The organism is Aurantibacter sp., assembly GCF_039941195.1.
In the GTDB taxonomy this organism is placed as follows: domain Bacteria; phylum Bacteroidota; class Bacteroidia; order Flavobacteriales; family Flavobacteriaceae; genus Aurantibacter_A.
Genome location: NZ_JBDVFA010000086.1, coordinates 40030 through 61334, shown reverse-complemented (window position 1 = coordinate 61334; position 21305 = coordinate 40030). Strand labels below are relative to the sequence as shown.

Sequence of the window (21305 nt, the reverse complement as noted above, 5' to 3'; positions counted from 1 at the left end):
AACGCTAAAAACCATGTGATTTTTATATTTGTATACTTATCAATTAAAGTCACGATTTGGAACCTTTTGTAGTATCGGCTCGAAAATACCGTCCCCAAACATTTAAAGATGTTGTGGGTCAAAAGGCTATTACCAATACGCTTACCAATGCCATTGAAAATAACCATTTAGCACAGGCTTTACTATTTACCGGGCCAAGAGGCGTTGGTAAAACTTCTTGTGCTAGAATTTTAGCGAAAAATATTAATCAAGATGGTCAGGTAAGTGAAGAAGAAGATTTTGCTTTTAACATTTTTGAATTAGATGCCGCATCGAACAACTCCGTGGACGATATACGTAATTTAACCGATCAGGTACGTATACCACCTCAAGTTGGCAAATACAAGGTATATATAATTGATGAGGTTCATATGCTTTCGCAAGCTGCTTTTAATGCTTTTTTAAAAACATTAGAAGAACCGCCTAAACATGCTATTTTTATTTTAGCAACTACTGAAAAACATAAGATCATACCGACAATATTATCTAGGTGTCAGATATTTGATTTTAAGCGAATTACAGTAAAAGACGCTACAGAATACTTAAAATATATTGCAGAGAATCAAGGTATTGAGGCAGAAGATGACGCATTGCATATAATTGCTCAAAAAGCAGATGGCGCCATGCGTGATGCACTTTCAATATTTGATCGTGTAGTTAGTTTTTCTGGCAAACAATTGACGAGAAAAGCAGTTACAGAAAATTTAAATGTTCTTGATTACGACACCTATTTTGAAGCAACAGATTTAATATTAGCCTCCAAAATTCCTGATTTATTGGTTCTATTTAATAAAACACTAGCATTGGGTTTTGATGGTCATCATTTTATTTCTGGTCTTGCCTCACATTTTAGAGATCTAATGGTTTGTCAACATCAACAAACTATCGAACTTTTAGAAGTAGGTGAAACTGCTAAAGCACAATATAAAGAGCAATCGAAAAAAACATCGAGTCAATTTCTACTTAAGGCAATTGATATTGCGAACGATTGCGACCTTAAATATCGTAGTAGCAAAAATCAACGACTGTTAGTTGAACTAGCATTAATGAAATTAGCATCCATAAAATATATGGATGAAAAAAAAAATCCTGAATCAATCGCATTAGCAGGTAAAACTATTGAATTAGTACCAGCCTCCTTTTTTCATCAAAATAAAAATCTCGTAGCAAATACGCCAAAAGAGCAATCAACAGCCAAAGTTAACGCTGTTAATTCAAGTACTTCTCCAGCAAAAGAAAACACAACAAACTTACCAGAGAAAGAAGAATTAATTTCAGATAAAACTGAACCAACAACAACCATTATTACTACTGATATTTTAACCAAACCAAGTGTTAAAAAAATCAATATTAATATGCCCTCAAAGAAAGTTTCAGGACTTTCAATATCTAGTTTAAAGGCGAAAAAAGAACATGCGCTCAATAAAAAAGATGTTCGTATAAACCCTGCTGACCTTCCTAAAGACCCTTTTACAGAAGAAGAAATGCGCCAACATTGGGCAGATTTTGTAAATAAAATTGAAGCTAAAGGTCAAAAAATATTAGCCTCAAACCTTAATTCTGATATTCCGTCGCTTAGAGAAAACAATAAACTATGGATAGAATTACCTAATTCTACTATGAAAACTGAAATTGAACGAGAGCAGTTTGAGTTAATGGAATATTTAAAACAGAAGCTAAATAATTACGAAATTTCACTCAATATAACAGTTAATGAAGCTGTTGCCAAAAAATTTGCTTTTACACCCGAGGAGAAATATGAAAAGCTACGAGAAAAAAATCCAGCTATTGACCTTCTTCGTAAAACGTTTGATTTAGATTTATAAATTTCTTTTTCGGTACCAAGCAAAAAAGAACATTGCAACAGACATAATTATTAATCCGAACGCCTCCCTACCCTCTTCAATATTTTTAATATCACCCTTACCAATTTCAAATCCTTCAAATGTTTCAGGATACACATAAATAGCTCCTAAAACACCAAGTACACCAAAAATTAGTGGCAGCAAATAAGACACTCTATTCAGGGCCACACCAAAAGAAACTAATGCAGCAATTGCATAAATAACTATCCATAAAAGTGGATCTGGATCATTGTATTGCAAAACAGCGGAGGTAATACTTAGAATTCCATATATCCATGCGAAAATTTTTGCAAATGACTTCATGTTACAAATATAAAGTTTTGAAACATTTTTCAATACTAGTACTTTTGATAAAATTTGTAATCAATGCTTGGTTTAAAACTTCCTACCGACCCGAGATGGGTAAATATTGTAGAAAAAAATATAGATGAGATTCTTACAGACCATGCTTATTGCGAACAAAAGGCTGCGAGTACTGCAATTTCGCTTATCGTTAGTTTCCCTGAATATTCCGAATTAATTGAAGAAATGATAGCCCTTTCGAGAGAGGAAATGGGTCATTTTAAAATGGTACATGATCGCATATTAGCACGTGGTGAAAAACTAGGAAGAGATAGAAAGGATGAATACGTTATACAATTGATTAAATTTTTCCCTAAAGGAGGCAGTAGAACTACACAACTAGTTCATCGTCTATTATATGCGGGATTAATAGAAGCGCGAAGTTGTGAAAGATTCCGCTTATTATCCGAACAACTCGATGATAAAGAACTGGCAGATTTTTATCACAAACTAATGGTAAGTGAAGCTAGTCACTATACTATGTTTTTGAAATTTGCCAGACAGTATGGCAACCTCGAAGAGGTTAATAAAAAGTGGCAAGATCTATTAAATTACGAAGCAGAAATCATGAAAAACTTAGGTACTTCAGAAACTATTCATGGTTAACCTTAACGCTATAACTAAAGTACTTATTTATTGGTTTTAGCTAGATAATAATCATAGGTTGCAAATTGAGAACGTACCTCTGGCCCATTAATTTCACGGTATACATTATCTTGTGCTTCATTAAAAACTCGAGCTTTCAAATTATCACTCCATGCTATTTCAAAGGTGTCCAAAAGCTCCTTTTTAATATCTTCATCATAAATCGGACAACCGACTTCTACCCTATTTTCTATATTTCGAGTCATAAAATCAGCCGATGAAATATACATTTTCGTATCGCCTCCATTACAGAAAATAAATAACCTTGGGTGTTCTAAAAATTTATCCACAATACTAATTGCTTCAATATTTTCACTTAAACCTTCTATACCAGGTATTAAACAACATATTCCTCTAATAATTAATTGGATTTTAACCCCAGCCTGACTAGCTTCGTAAAGCTTATCAATCATTTTATAGGACGTAAAACTATTCATCTTAATTTTAATGAAAGCCTCTTTTCCGGCCTTAGCATTTTCAATTTCTTGATTAATTAATTTTTTGAACTTACGTTCGGTATAATGTGGAGAAACAATTAAATGCTTAAATTTTTTAATTTTATAGGTAGTTTCAAAAAAGTCAAATACCTTATTCAGTTCTTTTAATATTGGCGCACTTGCTGTAAACAAAGTATAATCCGTATAAATTTTCGCAGTAGATTCATTAAAGTTACCAGTACTTATAAATCCGTATCGCTTTAAACCTTCAGGTTCCTCGCGTTCTATAATACATATTTTACTGTGTACTTTTAAGCCCGGTACACCAAAGATTAACTTTACACCTTCCGCTTGTAATTGCTCGGCGTATTGGATATTTGCTTGCTCATCAAAACGAGCTTGCAGTTCAATTTGCACCGTTACGTTTTTACCATTTTTTGCAGCATTGATAAGTGCTGTAGCTACCTGAGAATTATTTGCTAGACGATACACCGTTAATTTTATCGCACGTACTTTGGGATCAAGTGCAGCCTCTCTTAAAAACTTTAGCACGTATGCAAAAGTGTGATAAGGCGTGTATTGCAAATAATCCTTTTCGGCAATTTTTTCCAACAGGCTACCTTCCCAATTTAAACCAACAACAGGTAGCGGTACTATTTTATCGTATAATAAATCGGTTCTGCCTAAACTTGGAAAACCCATATAATCACATTTATTGTGATAACGACCACCTGGTATCACACTATCTGCATCCTCGATAGCCATTTTTTCTTTCAAAAACATAAGCGTATCATTACCTATACTTTTGTCATAAACAAAACGTACCGGATCGCTAATTTTCCTGTGTTCTACGCTAGAAGATATTTTTTCAATAAAACTTTTGCTTAAATCATTATCAATATCAAGTTCTGCATCACGTGTAATTTTTATCATATGCGCAGATATTGACTCGTAGTTAAACATATTAAAAATATGTCGAAGACAATATCGAATTAAATCATCGAGCATTATAATGTAGCTTTTCCCATTTTCGTGGGGTAATTCTACAAAACGCTCTATACCTTTAGCAATTTCTATTAAGGCATACTGAGTTTCTTGATTTTTGCTTTCACTTTCTACATCTACCATTACCATTTTTACTGCCAAATAAGCGGCAGTATCCTTTAGCATTGGAAATTGAGTTACCTCATCCAAAATGATAGTCATTAATCGTGGACTTACATTTTTTATAAAATAATCTTTTACAAAAAGCTGTTGACTTTCACTTAATTCGTTCTCTTGAAGTATAAAAATATCCTGCTGTTCTAACTCATCTTCAATTTCTTTTAGAATATCTAAACTTTGCGATTGTTGTTGAATAACAATCTTGGTAATTTCTTCTAGCAAATCTTTTGCAGTATCACCCCCTAGTACACTTTTACCACTCTTACCAGCATCAAAAATTCGTTTAACAGTTGCATACCGAACTTTAAAAAATTCATCTAAATTATTAGAAAAAATTCCTAAAAAACGAAGTCTTTCTATAAGCGGCACTTTTTTATCTGCACTTTCTTGAAGTACTCGTTCGTTAAAACGCAACCAACTTATTTCTCTATTTATATACTTATTCTTTACTTTATTCATCCTCGAAGTTGTTTGGGAAAAATTAGCCGTTGTGTTGTTCCTTTTGTAATTTCTGACCAGCTTTCCACTTCAAAATTCAAATCAACTAAACCGCTAGTAGGAACATTGTCAATATAGTTATTTCCTAAAGAATTGGCAATATGGGTAAAAGCATGATTATGGCCGAAAATCATAACCGAATTAAGGTTATCATTTAAATTCTTTACCACATTTAAAACTTCATTTCCCGAAAAATCATAAAGCTCATTTCGTATTTCTAATTTACTTAAAGGCAAATAAAGTTGTCGTAAGAAAATAGTACAGGTATGCAATGCTCTATTCGCTGGACTAGAAAAAATCGCATCTATTTCAATGGCGTTTTCGGCTACTTTATCACTAACCAAAATTGCATCATTAATACCGCGTTCTGAAAGTGGGCGGTCTCGATCACTAACAGAATACGCCCAAGATGATTTTCCGTGACGAACAAGGATTAATTTTTTCATAATTAAGGGCTTAAAATGCGTAAAATGAAGTATTACTATCTTTCGCTAAGGTGCTAATCTTTCAATTCTCCATTCAAAATTTTCTTCCAGTGAATAACGAATACGGTCATGTAACCTATTTGGCCTACCTTGCCAGAATTCCATAACTATCGGTTTAACTATATAGCCCCCCCAATAATCAGGTCTTATTATTTCTTTACCGCTTAATTCTTCCTCTAAATTCTTCAACTTATTTTCAAGAAATTCGCGTGATGGAATTACCATACTTTGATTAGATACGATTGCACCTAACTTACTACCATCAGGTCGTGACTCAAAGTAACCATCAGAAAGGTTTTGGTTAATTTTTTCCGCTTTTCCTTTTATAATAATTTGACGCTCCATAACTGGCCAGAAAAATGAAATACATACGTTTGAATTCTCCGCAATAGCCTTCCCTTTTTCACTATTATAATTGGTGTAAAAAATAAAACCTTCTTCTGTATACTTTTTTAAAAGCACCACTCTATTTTTAGGAAAACCGTCTAAACCAATAGTAGAAACGGTCATGGCATTATGCTCTTCACTACTTTCTGAATTTTCAACTTCGTAAAACCATGTTTGAAAAAGTTGCATTGGGTTATTAGAAATAACGCTTTCTGTTAAAGCACTTTTCTCATATGATCTTCTATAATTACTTAGGTCTTTTTCCATGATAACTTAATCAATAAACAAGATAGGTAAAGTTCAGAAAAAGAAAGGTAAATGAGGTATCCTTTACATCAAAAATTTAAAGACGTTTATTATAAAGCAAATACTTTACCGTCGTCAGCTAATTCAACATTTGCAAAAACAGTTCTCGCTTCTTCTTTAAAAAGTTCAATGGACTTATAGCGTGTTGAATAATGTCCTAAAATAAGCTTCTTTACATTAGCATCTTTAGCTATAGTGGCAGCTTGTTTAGCAGTAGCATGTTTTGTTCGCTCTGTTAAATGCTCTTCAGATTCTAAAAAAGTTGACTCGTGATATAATGCGTCAACATTTTTGATTAGAGGGATTATGTTTGGTTTATATGTGGTATCACTACAAAAAGCATAACTTTTAGGTGCGGGAGGGTCAAAAGTCAATAACTCATTTTTAATTTCTCGACCATCATCTAAAAAAATATTTTTTCCTTTTTTTATATTATGATAATATGCCTTATCAATATTCAATTTAGAAACTGCGTCAATATTCAATTTTCGTTCACCTAATTTTTCCTTAAAAAGAAAGCCATTGGTATACACTCTATGATTTAAAGGAATTGTTTCAATGGTTACTTTATCGTCTTCGTAAACAAGTTCACTTTCTTTAGACGATAGTTCATGAAAAATCAATAAATAATTTGTCCAAGAATCTCCTAATTTAAGTAATAATGTAATGGCCTCTTTAATCCCTTTAGGTCCATAAATATGCATTTCTTTATCTCTTCCTAAAAGACGAAAAGTAGATATTAAACCAGGAAGCCCAAAAAAGTGATCACCGTGTAAATGCGAGATAAAAATATGATTGATACGTGAAAATTTAATTTTATGCTTGCGTAATTGCACTTGTGTTCCTTCGCCACAATCAATTAAAAACATGTGGTTTTTAATTTCTAAAACTTGAGATGTTGGGTTAGTAAGTGATCTTGGAGTCGCAGCGTAACAACCTAAAATAGTTAGATTCATAAATCGAGGTCCCTTTCGATTTCTTCCATTTCTATAAAATCATGCGCTTCACGTATTGTTGGTACTACACAAATTTCTTCAGGCGCATCATCATAGCTTACTTTAGCGGTAACCAGCACAAACGACTTATTTAATGCGCGATGTTCATTCGAAATTTGTAAAAACTCTAAAATATCATCAGCAGTTAATGCTGAAAAAGAAAAGAGATTTATAATTAAATGGTCATCTTTTATTTTCGGATAAGCTTCTTTCAAGTTTTTCAAAAACTCAGCCAAAGAAATATTCTCTTGAAACACCGTTGTGGTGTTATCTTTTTTATCAAATATCATGTGTCTTATTTTATTTTCGAAGCCAACAGATAAATTACTGCCATACGAATCGCTACTCCGTTTTCAACTTGATTCAATATAATACTTTGATCTGAATCTGCAACGTCACTTGTTATCTCTACCCCTCTATTAATTGGACCAGGATGCATTATTGTAATCTCCTTATCTAAACTATTCAACAAGGCCTTATTTACACCAAATTGCTGTGCATATTCTCTTGTAGTAGGAAAATAACTCATATCCATGCGTTCATTTTGAACACGTAACATATTAGCTACATCACACCATTCCAATGCTTTTCTCAAATCAGTTTCGACAGTAACACCTAAACTTTCAATATACTTTGGCATGAGCGTTTTTGGACCACAAACCTTCACATTTGCTCCCTGTAATTTTAAAGCAAATATATTTGACAAGGCCACACGAGAATGCAAAATATCTCCTACAATTACTATGTTCTTTCCAGCAACTTGTCCAAAACGTTCACGAATGGAATATGAATCGAGCAACGCCTGAGTTGGGTGCTCATGTGCCCCATCACCAGCATTAACAATGGCAGCATTTACATGTTTTGATAGAAATATCCCTGCTCCCGGATTAGGATGTCTCATTACAACCATGTCAACTTTCATGGAGAGAATATTATTAACCGTATCAATAAGGGTTTCACCTTTCTTAACAGATGACTGCCCAGCTGAGAAATTAATAACATCAGCCGACAAACGTTTTTCAGCTAATTCAAAAGAGAGCTTTGTACGCGTACTATTTTCAAAAAAGATATTTGCTATTGTAATATCACGTAAGGAAGGTACTTTCTTAATCGAACGATTAATTACTTCTTTAAAATGATCAGCAGTTTCAAAAATGAGTTGAATATCACTTTTGTTGAGATATTTAATTCCTAGTAAGTGTTTTACACTTAATTCGCTCATTCTTATTTATTTATCAAATAAATGATGTCTTTACCATCGTTTTCTTCCCAGAGAACTTTTACTTTCTCGTTATTTATAGCATCAACCTGTCTACCTCTATAATTGGGCTGAATTGGCAGATGTCTGCTAAATCGTCTATCAATTAACGCCAATAATTCTATTTCGGCAGGCCTTCCAAAAGATTGTATTGCGGTTAACGCTGCTCTAATGCTTCGTCCCGTATATAATACATCATCAATTAGAACTACTTTTTTATCTTCTACTAAAAAATTGATATTCGTTTTATTAGCTTCTAAAGGCTTTTCACCCCGTCTAAAATCATCGCGATAAAATGTAATATCTAGTGAACCTAAATCAATATGCTTTACTTTATACTCTTCTTTGAGCAATTTCGTTAATCGCTCTGCCAAGAAAATACCTCTTGGTTGCAATCCAATTAAAACTGTATCACTAAAATCCAAATGATTTTCAAGCAATTGACAGGCCAAACGGTGAAGTATGATTTGAATTTCTTTAGAAGAGAGCAGTACTTTTTGACTCATATCTTTATTGGCCGATGCTTTAAGCTCAACAAAAATATGAAATTAAGATTGAAAAGCCTTTGAGAATTTGAAACAAAAAAAAGCCCTGATATTTCTATCAGGGCTTCTCTATAAAATAGAGTAAACAAATTATTTATCGTTTGCTTCCATTTTATCTTTCAACGCTTGCAAGGCATCATTAGCATCACCTAATGTAGGTTTAGCTTCATCAGCTGCTTTACTAGCTCTTTTCTGCGCTGCTTTTACATTACGCACTTCTTCTTCTTTAAAGATTGCGGTATGACTTGCAACAACTCTCTTGAAATCTTTGTTGAACTCAATGATTTTAAATTCAGCCTCTTCACCTTTACCTAGTTTTTTACCATCTTCTTTCTCTAAATGGCGTTGTGGTACAAAAGCAGTTATATCTTCATTAAATTCAATGGTAGCACCTTTATCAACAATATCACCTATTGTTGCTTTATGTACAGTTCCTAATGCAAATTCAGATTCATATTTATCCCAAGGGTTCTCAGTAGTTTGTTTGTGACCTAAGCTTAACTTACGCCCTTCAACATCTAATTCTAACACCTCAATATCAATAGTATCACCTACGTTTACAAATTCTGATGGATGCTTAATTTTCTTAGTCCAAGATAGATCAGAGATATAAATAAGTCCGTCAATTCCTTCTTCCATTTCAACGAAAACGCCGAAATTAGTAAAGTTTCTTACAATACCTTTATGACGTGAGCCAACTGGGTATTTAGAAGTAATATCTGTCCATGGGTCTGGAGTCAATTGCTTGATACCAAGAGACATTTTACGATCTTCTCTATCTAATGTTAACACAACAGCTTCAACCTCATCACCTACTTTTACGAAATCTTGAGCAGATCGTAAATGTGTAGACCATGACATTTCAGAAACGTGAATTAGACCTTCAACACCTTCTACAACTTCGATGAAAGCACCGTAATCAGCAATAACAACAACCTTACCTTTAACTTTATCACCGATTTTAATCTCGTCAGATAAAGCTTCCCAAGGATGCTTCTCTAATTGCTTCATACCTAATTGAATTCTAGATTTGTTTTCATCAAAATCTAAAATTACAACGTTTAATTTCTGATCAAGCTCAACAACCTCATTCGGGTGGTTAATTCTAGACCAAGAAAGGTCAGTAATGTGAACTAAACCATCAACACCACCAAGATCAATAAACACACCGTACGAAGTAATGTTTTTAACAACACCTTCTAATACCTGTCCTTTCTCTAACTGGCTAATGATTTCTTTCTTCTGTTCTTCGATATCAGCCTCAATAAGTGCTTTATGCGAAACAACAACATTTTTGAATTCATGATTAATTTTAACCACTTTGAATTCCATATTCTTACCAACATACTGATCGTAATCACGTATAGGCTTAACATCGATTTGAGAACCTGGCAAGAATGCTTCAATTCCGAATACATCGACAATCATACCACCTTTAGTACGACATTTTACAAAACCACTAACAATTTCTTCGTTGTCATGTGCTTTATTTACACGATCCCATGCCATGATGGTACGTGCTTTTCTGTGTGATAATACTAATTGTCCACTCTTATCTTCACGAATATCAATAAGTACTTCAACTTTGTCACCAACCTTTAAATCTGGATTGTAACGAAATTCGTTTAATGAAATTACACCTTCAGATTTGGCGTTAATATCAATAATAGCTTCACGTTCAGTTAAATAAACTACTTTACCAGTAACTACTTCTTCATCTGCAGTATCAACAAAATTCTCTGCTACTAGCTTTTCAAATTCTTGTAATTTTGAGTCTTCAACACGTTCAATTCCTTGTTCGTATTTTTCCCAGTCAAAATTTTCTAAAAATTCTTTTGGATCTTGGACAGGAGCTGCCACTTTTTCTTCTTGTTTTACCACTTCGGTTTCTTCTACCGGAGTAGTTGCATTTTCTTCAGCCATTTGAAGATTAAATTTGTATTCTGTGCTTTTTAAAGAGCTAAACGACTATCACAGAAGTTGTTATACGATTATTTTTAGAATATTCCTTTTTCACTCTTTATACTGTCGTCAAAAAAGGAGTGCAAAAATACAATTAATTTATTATTATAACCAACATTAGACCTATTAGTAGCAATATTTGAGGTGTATTTTAACCAAACACCCCGTTTTTATTATTATAATTACTATTTTTACAGGTATATTATTAACCATTAAAATAGAAAAATGAGCGTAAAAGCAAAATATCAGGGAGTATTAACCCTTGGAGAGCAACTAGGAGTAAAAGATGGTGCTGTTACTGAAGAAGGTGGTGTTCTTAAAATAAAGGGTGTGGCAAACACTCAGTATGAGAAAAACCTAATGTGGGACAAAATCAAAGAACTTGGTGGAGATAGTCCCTCAGACATTAAGGCAAACATAACAGTAGAAGATACTTCAGTTTATGCAAGACATACAGTAAAAGGTGGAGAATCTTTAAGTAAAATTGCTAAGCATTACTACGGCGATGCTATGAAATACAAAGAAATTTTTGCTGCTAACACAGGTATTTTGAAAAACCCAGATGTAATTCATCCGGATCAAGTTTTGGTTATTCCAAATCTATAAGCAATACAATATCAAATTAAAAAGGGATGCAAATGCATCCCTTTTTTTTATTCTTAATAATTAATAATACTCCTAATTAAGTTTTTCGATTAATCGTAAGGCATAACCATGCAACCGTTCAAATTGATCTTGAAGTCCAATATCACTATTATCAAACTCAATAGCATCGTCAGCTTTTCGTAGCGGTGAAAACTCTCTATTAGAATCAATATAATCTCTCGATTCTACGTTTTCCAAAACTTCCTGATACGTTACCTGCTCTCCCCTATCTAAGAGCTCTTTATAACGTCTGGTTGCTCTCGCTTGGATTGATGCTGTCATAAAAACCTTCATTTCTGCATCCGGAAAAACAACAGTGCCAATGTCGCGACCATCCATTACAATTCCTTTTTCTTTCCCCATTTGTTGCTGCATTTCAACGAGTTTAACCCGTACAGCTTGTACCTCTGCCACAGGGCTTACGAAAGCGGAAACTTGTAATGTTCGAATTTCCTTTTCAACATTCTCATCATTCAAATAAATTTCTGAATAACCTAAACTCTCATTGAAAACGAATTTCAGAGTTATTTTGGGTAGGTCGTTTACTAAAGCATCAACATTCTTCTCTGTTTCTCCAAAATAGCCTTTTCGAAGGGCATACAAAGTTACAGCCCTATACATGGCTCCTGTATCTACATAAACATAACCTAAATCTTTAGCTAAATGCTTTGCCACAGTACTTTTACCAGTAGACGAATAACCGTCGATTGCTATAGTAATTTTACACATATTACAAAAATAGTCAGAATTGGTTAGACTAAAGTCTTAATATCCTTACCGAAGATGAAATAATTATAAACTCTTTGGATTTTTCACCTTCTTATCTGTAATAGCAATATCAATTACTTCATGCATATTGGTAACATAATGAAATTTCAAACCTTTTAAATAATCTTTTTTAATTTCCAAAATGTCCTTCTCATTATCCTTGCACAGGATTATTTCTTTAATTTTTGCCCTTTTCGCCGCAAGAATTTTTTCTTTGATTCCCCCAACTGGTAATACTTTACCGCGCAAAGTAATTTCACCAGTCATAGCTAAACTACTCTTTATTCTTTTTTGGGTAAAAAGCGAAACTAAAGAAGTCAACATTGTAATTCCTGCACTCGGGCCGTCTTTAGGAGTAGCACCTTCCGGCACATGAATATGCACGTTGTATTTATCAAAAACTTCCGAATTTATTCCAAATCTATCGCAATTAGACTTAATATATTCCATAGCAATAGTGGCAGATTCTTTCATTACCTTACCAAGGTTACCGGTAATATTCAGCGTACCTTTTCCTTTGGATAAAATAGATTCTATAAATAGAATATCTCCACCAACACTCGTCCAAGCTAAACCAGTTACAACCCCCGCAACATCGTTATTTTCATACTTATCTCGTTCAAGTCTAGCTGGACCTAATATTTTTTCGACATCAGCACTTGAAACTTTAACATCGTACTTTTCATCTGTAGCTATAGACTTAGCTGCATAACGTACTGTTTTAGCAATCTGCTTTTCCAAATTACGAACACCAGATTCTCGAGTATACCCCTCAACTATTTTCTCTAATTGGGGTTTGCCGATTTTTAAATCTTTAGCCGTCATACCATGCTCAGTTAATTGCTTAGGCAACAAATGACGTTTTGCGATTTCTACTTTTTCTTCTATTGTATACCCCGAAACATTAATTATTTCCATACGGTCGCGTAAAGCAGGCTGTATAGATGCCAAATTATTTGCAGTGGCTATGAACATTATCTTAGAGAGGTCATATCCCATTTCCAAGAAATTGTCATAAAACTCGCTATTTTGCTCAGGATCCAAAACCTCTAACATTGCTGATGAAGGATCCCCTTGATGACTATTTGAAAGTTTGTCAATTTCATCTAAAATAAACACTGGGTTCGACGTTCCGGCCTTTTTCAAGCTCTGAATAATACGACCAGGCATAGCTCCGATATAGGTCTTACGATGACCTCGAATTTCTGCTTCGTCACGTAAACCACCCAAAGACATACGTACATATTCTCTTCCTAATGCCTCCGCAACCGATTTACCAAGCGATGTTTTACCAACACCTGGAGGGCCGTATAGACATAAAATAGGAGATTTCATATCATTTCGAAGCTTTAAAACAGCTAAGTATTCAATAATTCTTCGTTTTACATCCTCTAAACCATAATGATCTCGATCTAATATTTTCTGAGCTCTCTTTAAATCAAACTTATCTTTAGAAAATTCATTCCAAGGTAAACCTATAAATAAATCGAGATAATTTCTTTGAATAGAGTATTCTGCAACTTGCGGATTCATACGTTGCATTTTAGCTAGCTCTTTATTAAAATGTTCACCAACAGCTTTAGTCCATTTTTTAGACTTAGCTTTTTCCCGCATCTCATCAATCTCTTCATCATTTGATACACCACCTAATTCTTCTTGAATAGTTTTCATTTGTTGATGTAAAAAATACTCGCGTTGTTGTTGATCCAGATCATTACGCACCTTTAATTGAATATCATTGCGTAATTCCAAGCGTTGCATTTCTACATTCATATATTTTAAGGTAGCTAATGCACGGTCTTTAAGGTTACCAATTTCTAATAACTCTTGTTTTTCTTTAACCGCTAAATTTAGATTAGATGAAACAAAGTTTATTAAAAATGAATTACTCTGAATGTTCTTGATTGCAAAAGAAGCCTCGCTTGGTATATTCGGATTATCTTTAATAATGCGCAACGCTAATTCTTTTATAGAGTCTATTATTGCCAAAAATTCTTGAGAATCCTGTCCTTCTCTTTCTTCGGCAGTTTCGCGTATAGTTGCAGTTATATATGGGTTTTCCGTAAGTACCTCAGCGACTTCAAAACGCTTTTTACCCTGTATGATTACAGTAGTATTACCATCAGGCATTTTTAACACTCTAAGAATTTGAGCAACTGTTCCTAAGGTATTGATATCCTTAATTTTTGGGTTTTCGGTCTCTTCATCCTTTTGAGAAACCACACCGATAACCTTAGAACCACTATTGGCGTCTTTAATTAAGTTAATAGATTTATCTCTACCAGCAGTTATTGGAATAACCACTCCTGGAAACAGTACTGTATTACGTAGTGGTAATATAGGTAAGGTTTCAGGCAATGATTCATTATTCATCTCCTCTTCATCTTCAGGCGTCAATAATGGAATTAATTCTGCTTCGCTTTCAATATGCTGTAACGACACATTGTCAATATTTATGAATTTTGTTCTTGCCATAATCAATATAGTGCGTCAATCTGTCATTTTGATCAACGGTGTTATTATATGTTCTTTTCTCGTAAAATAGACCAAACTTCAATGCGGCTATAGAATACCGGATTATGAAACTTGAATCTTTATAAATAAAGACAATTGTTGTGCCATAAGCCAAGGAAGTGAAAAAATGCCATATTTGGTAATTAAAAGAGCCAAAATCGACAAATGTGTCCCTTATTTCGGCATCCTCCCAAAAAATAATTAGATAAGTGTAACAATCATTAAATTCGATAATCTTTATAGTAAATAACAACCTTTTTGAGCCAAAGTATTGAACATACAGACAAACTGTTACAGTTATGTTTAAAAGGTAACCAATCCGCACAGTTAGAAATATACAATCGCTATTACAAAGCAATGTATAATGCGGCATTGCGAATCGTAAAAGACACAGCTGAAGCTGAAGATATAATGCAAGAATCATTCTTGAGTGCATTTACCAAATTGCACACATTTAAAGGTGAGGTTGCATTTGGTGCCTGGTTGAAACGCATTGTAGTAAATAATAGCATTTATCACTATAGAAAACACCAGAAGAAGAACGAAGTATCTTTTGATAATGTAATGTACAAGGTTGAAGATAATGATGGGATAGTTTCGGATCATGTGTTTTCTGAACAAAAGGCTCAAAAAGTGATGAAGACCATGAAACAATTAAAAGACAATTACAGAATTTCTTTGACCTTACATTTAATAGAAGGTTATGATTATGAGGAGATTAGTGAAATAATGAATATTAGTTATGCTAATTGCAGAACAACAATATCTAGAGCCAAAGAAAGTCTAAGAAAGAAAATTTTAAGCGCATAATTATGCAAGACAATAAATTAGAGAATATTTTCAAAGAATTACAAGACCACTTCGATACCGAAGAGCCGACTACTGGCCATGAGCTCAGGTTTCTTGAAAAACTTAAGGTTGACACCAAAGTGGTAGAAAGCCCTACAAGTAAGGTAAATTGGTGGAAACCTTTATCTATTGCCGCCTCCATTGTTTTAGTATTCTCGCTTGGATTTGGATATTTAAATTCAACAACATCAATAGAAGAGAAAGTTGCAGAAATTTCACCAGAAGCTGCAAATACGCAATTCTACTTTGCCAATTTAATTGAGGAACAAGTAAAAGAGCTTGAAAGTTTAAATACACCTGGGACTCAGAAAATAATCTCAGATACTATGGAACAGCTAAATAAGTTAGAATTAAACTATAAAAATTTAGAAAATGACCTTTTAGCGGGAGGAAATAGCAAACTTATTTTAAGCGCTATGATTACGAATTTTCAAACTAGAATAGATTTATTGGAAGAAGTTATGAACCAAATAGAATCGATAAAAATCCTGAACAATTTTAAAGAAAATAAGAGTCCATCCATACTCTAAAAACATAAATTACAATACAAATGAAAATAGTTTTACATAAATATATTGCGCTACTAATTTTTGCCATGCCCATGATGCTTTCCGCTCATGAACGTGAATTAAAAGGAAAGTACACTAAAGAAAAAACCATCAAAAAAGAATTTGATGTGAATGCTGACGCACTTTTAAAAATTAAAAATAGCTACGGCAATTTAAATATTACTTCTTGGAATGAAAACAGGGTACTCATTGAAGTACATATTAAAACGAGTGGTAATAATGAAGATAAAGTACAACGCAAATTAGAGGAGATTAATGTTGATTTTGAAAATAGTAGTAGTATGGTCTCTGCCCGCACTATATTTGGAAGCAAAAGCAGTAGCTGGGGATGGAACTGGAGTAATAACAATGTAAACATGCAAGTAAACTACAGCATTAAACTTCCTGTAAAAAACAGTGTACATCTCAATAATGATTATGGAAGTATTATTTTAGATCGAATTGATGGTCATGCTAAAATTAATTGTGATTATGGCCGGTTAGAAATTGGCGAACTACGAGGAAGAAACAATGAATTAAACTTCGATTATACATCTAATTCCACTATTGAATACATGAATAGCGGTTCAATAGAAGCCGATTATTCTGGATTTACCCTAGAAAAAACGAATGATATTCGACTTGACGCCGACTATACTAACGCTACATTTAAAGAGATGAACGATCTTAAATATGATTGTGATTACGGTAAATTGGAGGTAAGTAAAGCTAACAATATTACTGGGAATGGCGATTATTTTAATGTGCGACTAGGTACCATACATGGTAATGTTGATATTAATGCTGATTATGGGCAAATTAGAATTGAAGAAATGGCCTCGGACGCCGGAAATCTAATTGTCGAAAGCGACTACACAGGTATAAAAATGGGTTATAATGCTGATTACAATTTCGACTTTGAATTAGACCTAGATTATGGCGGGTTCAATGGTAAAGACGGCCTTGAAATTAATATTAGCAACGAGAAATCAACATCAAAATATTACAAAGGATATCATGGTCAATCGAATAGTGGTAACACTATCTCTATTAGTAGCGATTATGGTAGCGTAACATTTTATAAACATTAATCATCAATCATTTTTAAAAAATCAAAACAAATGAAAAATTTAGCAACATTAAGTTTACTAGTACTTTGCAGTATGTCATGCAGTGCTCAATGGGGAAACAAAGTAAAAGGCAATGGGGAAAGAACTACTATTGAAAGATCGGTAGGTGATTATGACAGAATCGGAGTCTCTGGTTTTTTTGATGTCGATTTGATATCTGGTCGAGAGGGTGAAATTACATTAAGTGGTGAGTCTAATTTATTAAAACACATCATAACTGAGGTTAAAAACGGACAGCTGAATATAAAAACTGAAAAAGGATATAATTTGAGTCCTTCCAGTTGGAAAGATGGGATTCACATTACCGTACCCGTAGAAAGCATTGATGCTGTAGCGCTTTCTGGATCAGGTGATATAGTTGGCAAAACCAAAATAAAATCTTCTGATTTTAAAACAAGTATGTCCGGTTCGGGGGATATTACATTGGATATTGACGCAGATAACATTTCAACCGCAATGTCTGGCTCTGGCGATATTAATTTAAGTGGTAGAGCAATAAATTTTGATGCAACTATTTCTGGAAGTGGCGACATTGCAGCTTACGATTTAGAAGCTGATAATGTAGAGGCAACAGTTTCTGGTTCAGCTAACATTGAAGTTACCGCGAATAAAAAAATAAAAGCTAGAGTTTCTGGTTCTGGAGATATTGATTACAAGGGCAATCCTGAAAAGGTAGATACTAAAACTTCGGGGTCTGGTGATATAACTAAAAAGTAAAGTCAGTGTAAGAAAACAGAAACAATGTAGTTTGACTAGTATTCCAAAAAAGTCTCTTTTTAAAAAGAGGCTTTTTCTTCTTTTGGTACCCTCATCAAAAGTAAAATACCAACAAAGAAAAAAACAACTAAGAAAAGAATTGCATTTCGCATAGTACTAAAGTGATCAACCAAGGCAAAAATTAGCATACCAATGACAATACCAATTTTCTCAGCTACATCATAAAAACTAAAAAAGGAAGTGGTATCTTCAGTTTCGGGTAAAAATTTAGAATATGTTGATCTTGCTAAGGCCTGCACTCCACCCATAACAAGTCCTACAAAACCTGCACCTATATAAAATTGCATAGGCGATTCCATAAAGAAAGCATATACACAAAGGCACATCCAAATGGCATTTACTACAATCAAAGTTTTTACATTTCCAAATTTATCGGATGCTCTGGAAGTTAAAACCGCACCTATTATAGCAACTAATTGAATAACTAAAATACTAATAATTAGTCCCGTAGTTTTTTCGTCATTAGTACCCCATGCAATTTCTTTCTCACCAAAATAAACTGCTACTAACATAATGGTTTGTACGGCCATGCTAAACACAAAAAAGGCTTGTAAATAACGCTTTAATCTTAAATTTTCTTTTAGTTGATGCCAAACACCCTGTAATTCATTAAAACCATTAAATACGACCTGTTTATTAACTTTATGACCCATAGAAACACCTTTAGGCAAAATCCAAAATGTATATTGTGCAAAAAGAGCCCACCATATTCCTACAGTAATAAATGATATTTTCATTGCCTCAAAACTAGCAAGATTTCGTTCTTTCTCTGTGGTTCCAATATCAAAACCAAACCATTCAGGCATCATAACCATAGCTAAATTCAGCAGTAATAGCAGTACACTACCAAAATACCCCATCGAAAAACCTTTAGCACTAATACGATCTTGTTGATCTTCAAAAGCTATATCTGGTAGATAAGAATTATAAAAAACCAAACTCCCCCAGTAACCTAAGAGACCCATAAAATAAAATAAAAGACTTGTATGAATTTGATCAAGACTAAACCAATACAAACCAATACATCCAATGCTACCTAAATAACAAAAGAACTTCATAAAACTCTTCTTATTACCTACAAAATCAGCTATTCCAGATAAAATGGGAGAAGATACTGCTACCACTAAAAAAGTAAATGCTGTAACAATTTCAATCAGCACGGTTGGCTTCATCTCAAAACCAAAGGCATTAACAAGTTCGTCGTCAGTTGAAAACAAAGCGGAATAAAATATGGGAAAAATTGAAGAAGCAATAGTAAGTGTATAGACCGAATTGGCCCAATCGTAAAATGCCCACGCATTGAGCAGTTTTTTACTTCCCTTAATTGGTTTGGTCATAAGGTTTTAAAATAAAAGCCGTCCACCTATTGGTGGACGGCTCTAAATATACAATTTAAACTTCAGTCTAATAATATTTAGTAACTCCAAATTTTGCAGCTTCTTGTTTAGCTGCAGGAGCCCATTCCGTGAGATTAGCTATTCGTGTATCATTCGATGGGTGTGTACTCATGAATTCAGGGGGTGCTTCTCCCCCACTATTAGCTTTCATTCTTTTCCAAAGTTCTGCCGCTTCATCAGGATTATAACCTGCAATTGCCATAATTTGTAATCCAATGCGGTCTGCTTCGGTTTCATGACTTCTGCTAAAAGGTAACATCCCTAAAACATTCGTACCTACACCATACGCTTGGTTGAAAATATTCAATTTGTTAGGGTCCTGAATCACAACATTTCCAGCTACTGCTCCTACTTGTTGCAAAGTTCCAGCACTCATTCTTTGTGCTCCATGATCAGCAAGCGCATGAGCAACTTCATGTCCCATTACCACAGCAACACCAGTTTCACTTTGGGTAATAGGTAGAATTCCCGTATAGAATACGATTTTACCACCTGGCATACACCAAGCATTTACTGTTTCATCTTTAACTAAATTGTATTCCCATTTATAATCTTTTAGGTAACCAGGATATCCATTAGCCACAAGCCAGCGCTCTGCAGCCGATGAAATTCGTTGCCCGACCTTTGTAATCATCTTTGCATCTGATGTATTTTCAACTACATTATTTTCAGTTAAAAACTGATCGTATTGTGCAAAAGCTGTTGGGAAAACTTGACTATTTGGGTAAAAGTTTAAAACTTTTTTACCCGTAAAGGGGTTTGTTTTACAAGCGGCAACGCCCAAAAATATGACCAATGCCAGAGTTATTTTTTTCATGAGGGTAGTGTTTAATTTAAAATTCCAATATACAAAAAATTGAGTTCAAGATAAGCAACTAACAAACCTTTATTCAATTCTTGCTTTAAAGAATCAAAATTTATACCATTTTTAATTAAGCCTTTAAAATACTGATTTACAATTAAATAGATGTATTTTCATCTTTCATCAAACAGATATAAAAAAAAGTGGAACGCTTTTTGAAACCATCTTCATAAGTTTGAAAAACAATACTAATTAAATTTATATATCATGAAAAAAGCTACACTACTTTTCGCCTCATTACTAACATTACTTTTTATTTCATGTACTGGTCCGGAAGGCCCTCCTGGGTTTGATGGATACGATGGCGTAGATGGACAAGATGGAATTGATGGTGAAATCGGAAATGTATTTGATGTCGTAGGTGATTTCACAGCAGAAAATGAATATCAAATTTTCGTTGATTTTAATGAGATTGTTCCATCATTGGAAGTATTTGAGAATGATGTTATTTTAATTTACATTCTTTGGGATCAAACAGAAGATAATGATGGGGTACCTGTAGATATATGGAGATTACTGCCACAAACTAGAATTCTTGACCAAGGTTTATTACAATATAATTACGACCATACATTTTTAGATGCTAGTATCTTTTTAGAATCAGATTTTGACCTTAACACTTTACCAACTGGTGATACAGATGAGCAAATTTTTAGAATTGCTGTACTACCTGCTAATTTAGTTGCAGGTTCTAAATTAGATCAATCAAATATTACAGCAGTTATGCAAACCTTGGGTGTTGAAGAAAGTATCATTTCAAGGGTAAATTTAAATTAGAACAAAAAGATCCCCACAATATATATCACCCGAACATCGCCTGATGTTCGGGTTTTTTTAATCATTCTTATTAAATTAGTTGAAAGGAATTGCAAACTAATACGTCCAAT

Annotated in this window: 21 protein-coding genes; 8 read left to right on the top strand and 13 right to left on the bottom strand. The window is 33.7% G+C overall.

Annotated elements, in window-relative coordinates:
• Positions 1-56: 56 nt before the first annotated feature.
• Entirely contained in the window at positions 57-1865 is a 1809-nt protein-coding gene (locus ABJF52_RS14745; protein WP_348151844.1) for a DNA polymerase III subunit gamma/tau, read from the top strand.
• Here the strand turns inward: ABJF52_RS14745 and ABJF52_RS14740 are convergent.
• Positions 1860-2207 carry a transmembrane 220 family protein gene (locus ABJF52_RS14740; protein WP_348151841.1) on the bottom strand — a complete coding sequence of 116 codons (348 nt, stop codon included), beginning with the start codon at positions 2205-2207 and terminating at the stop codon, positions 1860-1862. The two genes, ABJF52_RS14745 and ABJF52_RS14740, sit on opposite strands and share 6 nt — an antisense overlap.
• 63 nt (positions 2208-2270) lie before the next feature.
• Here ABJF52_RS14740 and ABJF52_RS14735 point away from each other — a divergent pair, with 63 nt between their 5' ends.
• On the top strand, positions 2271-2852 hold the full coding sequence (locus ABJF52_RS14735; RefSeq protein WP_348151838.1) for a tRNA-(ms[2]io[6]A)-hydroxylase: 582 nt from the start codon (positions 2271-2273) through the stop codon (positions 2850-2852).
• A gap of 23 nt (positions 2853-2875) precedes the next feature.
• Here ABJF52_RS14735 and ppk1 read toward each other — a convergent pair whose 3' ends face one another.
• From ppk1 to rpsA, 8 genes are all read right to left on the bottom strand, one after another.
• Complete coding sequence (gene ppk1 / locus ABJF52_RS14730) at positions 2876-4951, bottom strand: polyphosphate kinase 1 (RefSeq protein ID WP_348151836.1); 2076 nt, start codon at positions 4949-4951, stop codon at positions 2876-2878.
• Positions 4948-5436: a histidine phosphatase family protein gene (locus ABJF52_RS14725; RefSeq protein ID WP_348151833.1), complete on the bottom strand. Its 489-nt coding sequence runs from the start codon at positions 5434-5436 to the stop codon at positions 4948-4950. The genes ppk1 and ABJF52_RS14725 overlap by 4 nt, the downstream gene beginning before the upstream one ends.
• Positions 5437-5481: 45 nt before the next feature.
• On the bottom strand, positions 5482-6129 hold the full coding sequence (gene pdxH / locus ABJF52_RS14720; RefSeq protein WP_348151831.1) for a pyridoxamine 5'-phosphate oxidase: 648 nt from the start codon (positions 6127-6129) through the stop codon (positions 5482-5484).
• 89 nt (positions 6130-6218) lie between these two features.
• Positions 6219-7124 (bottom strand): ribonuclease Z, encoded by a 906-nt coding sequence (locus ABJF52_RS14715; protein WP_348151829.1) that lies wholly within the window; start codon positions 7122-7124, stop codon positions 6219-6221.
• On the bottom strand, positions 7121-7453 hold the full coding sequence (locus tag ABJF52_RS14710) for a ribonuclease Z (RefSeq protein WP_348151826.1): 333 nt from the start codon (positions 7451-7453) through the stop codon (positions 7121-7123). Before ABJF52_RS14710 ends, ABJF52_RS14715 begins: the two co-directional genes overlap by 4 nt.
• 5 nt (positions 7454-7458) lie before the next feature.
• Entirely contained in the window at positions 7459-8385 is a 927-nt protein-coding gene (locus tag ABJF52_RS14705) for an aspartate carbamoyltransferase catalytic subunit (RefSeq protein WP_348151824.1), read from the bottom strand.
• A gap of 2 nt (positions 8386-8387) precedes the next feature.
• Positions 8388-8927 carry a bifunctional pyr operon transcriptional regulator/uracil phosphoribosyltransferase PyrR gene (gene pyrR / locus ABJF52_RS14700; protein WP_348151821.1) on the bottom strand — a complete coding sequence of 180 codons (540 nt, stop codon included), beginning with the start codon at positions 8925-8927 and terminating at the stop codon, positions 8388-8390.
• 129 nt (positions 8928-9056) lie between these two features.
• Positions 9057-10889, bottom strand: a complete 1833-nt coding sequence (gene rpsA, locus ABJF52_RS14695) for a 30S ribosomal protein S1 (RefSeq protein WP_348151819.1) — start codon at positions 10887-10889, stop codon at positions 9057-9059.
• 264 nt (positions 10890-11153) lie between these two features.
• On the opposite strand from rpsA, the gene ABJF52_RS14690 reads away from it, so the two are divergent.
• Positions 11154-11534, top strand: coding sequence for a LysM peptidoglycan-binding domain-containing protein (locus ABJF52_RS14690; protein WP_348151816.1), 381 nt, complete (start codon positions 11154-11156; stop codon positions 11532-11534).
• 72 nt (positions 11535-11606) lie between these two features.
• Here the strand turns inward: ABJF52_RS14690 and cmk are convergent, their stop codons facing one another.
• Entirely contained in the window at positions 11607-12302 is a 696-nt protein-coding gene (cmk, locus tag ABJF52_RS14685; protein WP_348151813.1) for a (d)CMP kinase, read from the bottom strand.
• A 63-nt stretch (positions 12303-12365) separates the two neighbouring features.
• Complete coding sequence (gene lon / locus ABJF52_RS14680; protein WP_348151810.1) at positions 12366-14816, bottom strand: endopeptidase La; 2451 nt, start codon at positions 14814-14816, stop codon at positions 12366-12368.
• 297 nt (positions 14817-15113) lie between these two features.
• On the opposite strand from lon, the gene ABJF52_RS14675 reads away from it, so the two are divergent.
• From ABJF52_RS14675 to ABJF52_RS14660, 4 genes are read left to right on the top strand one after another with little or no spacing between them, the layout of a single operon-like run.
• Entirely contained in the window at positions 15114-15665 is a 552-nt protein-coding gene (locus ABJF52_RS14675; protein WP_348151807.1) for an RNA polymerase sigma factor, read from the top strand.
• Positions 15666-15667: 2 nt separating this feature from the next.
• The gene (locus tag ABJF52_RS14670) at positions 15668-16234 is read left to right on the top strand and encodes a hypothetical protein (RefSeq protein WP_348151805.1); all 567 of its coding nucleotides are present in this window, start codon (positions 15668-15670) and stop codon (positions 16232-16234) included.
• A 20-nt stretch (positions 16235-16254) separates the two neighbouring features.
• Positions 16255-17343 carry a hypothetical protein gene (locus tag ABJF52_RS14665; RefSeq protein WP_348151802.1) on the top strand — a complete coding sequence of 363 codons (1089 nt, stop codon included), beginning with the start codon at positions 16255-16257 and terminating at the stop codon, positions 17341-17343.
• A 30-nt stretch (positions 17344-17373) separates the two neighbouring features.
• Positions 17374-18099 (top strand): head GIN domain-containing protein, encoded by a 726-nt coding sequence (locus ABJF52_RS14660; protein ID WP_348151800.1) that lies wholly within the window; start codon positions 17374-17376, stop codon positions 18097-18099.
• A gap of 59 nt (positions 18100-18158) precedes the next feature.
• Here the strand turns inward: ABJF52_RS14660 and ABJF52_RS14655 are convergent, their stop codons facing one another.
• On the bottom strand, positions 18159-19496 hold the full coding sequence (locus ABJF52_RS14655) for an MFS transporter (protein ID WP_348151797.1): 1338 nt from the start codon (positions 19494-19496) through the stop codon (positions 18159-18161).
• A gap of 67 nt (positions 19497-19563) precedes the next feature.
• Positions 19564-20373: a M48 family metallopeptidase gene (locus tag ABJF52_RS14650; RefSeq protein ID WP_348151794.1), complete on the bottom strand. Its 810-nt coding sequence runs from the start codon at positions 20371-20373 to the stop codon at positions 19564-19566.
• 252 nt (positions 20374-20625) lie between these two features.
• On the opposite strand from ABJF52_RS14650, the gene ABJF52_RS14645 reads away from it, so the two are divergent.
• Positions 20626-21195, top strand: a complete 570-nt coding sequence (locus tag ABJF52_RS14645) for a collagen-like protein (protein WP_348151792.1) — start codon at positions 20626-20628, stop codon at positions 21193-21195.
• Positions 21196-21305: the final 110 nt, after the last annotated feature.

Coding starts and splice junctions, on each gene's coding strand:
- cmk (WP_348151813.1), bottom strand. CDS start 12,302: ATGTGTAAAATTACTATAGCAATCGACGGTTATTCGTCTACTGGTAAA.
- ABJF52_RS14650 (WP_348151794.1), bottom strand. CDS start 20,373: ATGAAAAAAATAACTCTGGCATTGGTCATATTTTTGGGCGTTGCCGCT.
- lon (WP_348151810.1), bottom strand. CDS start 14,816: ATGGCAAGAACAAAATTCATAAATATTGACAATGTGTCGTTACAGCAT.
- ABJF52_RS14735 (WP_348151838.1), top strand. CDS start 2,271: ATGCTTGGTTTAAAACTTCCTACCGACCCGAGATGGGTAAATATTGTA.
- pdxH (WP_348151831.1), bottom strand. CDS start 6,129: ATGGAAAAAGACCTAAGTAATTATAGAAGATCATATGAGAAAAGTGCT.
- pyrR (WP_348151821.1), bottom strand. CDS start 8,927: ATGAGTCAAAAAGTACTGCTCTCTTCTAAAGAAATTCAAATCATACTT.
- ABJF52_RS14660 (WP_348151800.1), top strand. CDS start 17,374: ATGAAAAATTTAGCAACATTAAGTTTACTAGTACTTTGCAGTATGTCA.
- ABJF52_RS14705 (WP_348151824.1), bottom strand. CDS start 8,385: ATGAGCGAATTAAGTGTAAAACACTTACTAGGAATTAAATATCTCAAC.
- ABJF52_RS14645 (WP_348151792.1), top strand. CDS start 20,626: ATGAAAAAAGCTACACTACTTTTCGCCTCATTACTAACATTACTTTTT.
- ABJF52_RS14665 (WP_348151802.1), top strand. CDS start 16,255: ATGAAAATAGTTTTACATAAATATATTGCGCTACTAATTTTTGCCATG.
- ABJF52_RS14655 (WP_348151797.1), bottom strand. CDS start 19,496: ATGACCAAACCAATTAAGGGAAGTAAAAAACTGCTCAATGCGTGGGCA.
- ABJF52_RS14725 (WP_348151833.1), bottom strand. CDS start 5,436: ATGAAAAAATTAATCCTTGTTCGTCACGGAAAATCATCTTGGGCGTAT.
- rpsA (WP_348151819.1), bottom strand. CDS start 10,889: ATGGCTGAAGAAAATGCAACTACTCCGGTAGAAGAAACCGAAGTGGTA.
- ppk1 (WP_348151836.1), bottom strand. CDS start 4,951: ATGAATAAAGTAAAGAATAAGTATATAAATAGAGAAATAAGTTGGTTG.
- ABJF52_RS14670 (WP_348151805.1), top strand. CDS start 15,668: ATGCAAGACAATAAATTAGAGAATATTTTCAAAGAATTACAAGACCAC.
- ABJF52_RS14740 (WP_348151841.1), bottom strand. CDS start 2,207: ATGAAGTCATTTGCAAAAATTTTCGCATGGATATATGGAATTCTAAGT.
- ABJF52_RS14690 (WP_348151816.1), top strand. CDS start 11,154: ATGAGCGTAAAAGCAAAATATCAGGGAGTATTAACCCTTGGAGAGCAA.
- ABJF52_RS14715 (WP_348151829.1), bottom strand. CDS start 7,124: ATGAATCTAACTATTTTAGGTTGTTACGCTGCGACTCCAAGATCACTT.
- ABJF52_RS14710 (WP_348151826.1), bottom strand. CDS start 7,453: ATGATATTTGATAAAAAAGATAACACCACAACGGTGTTTCAAGAGAAT.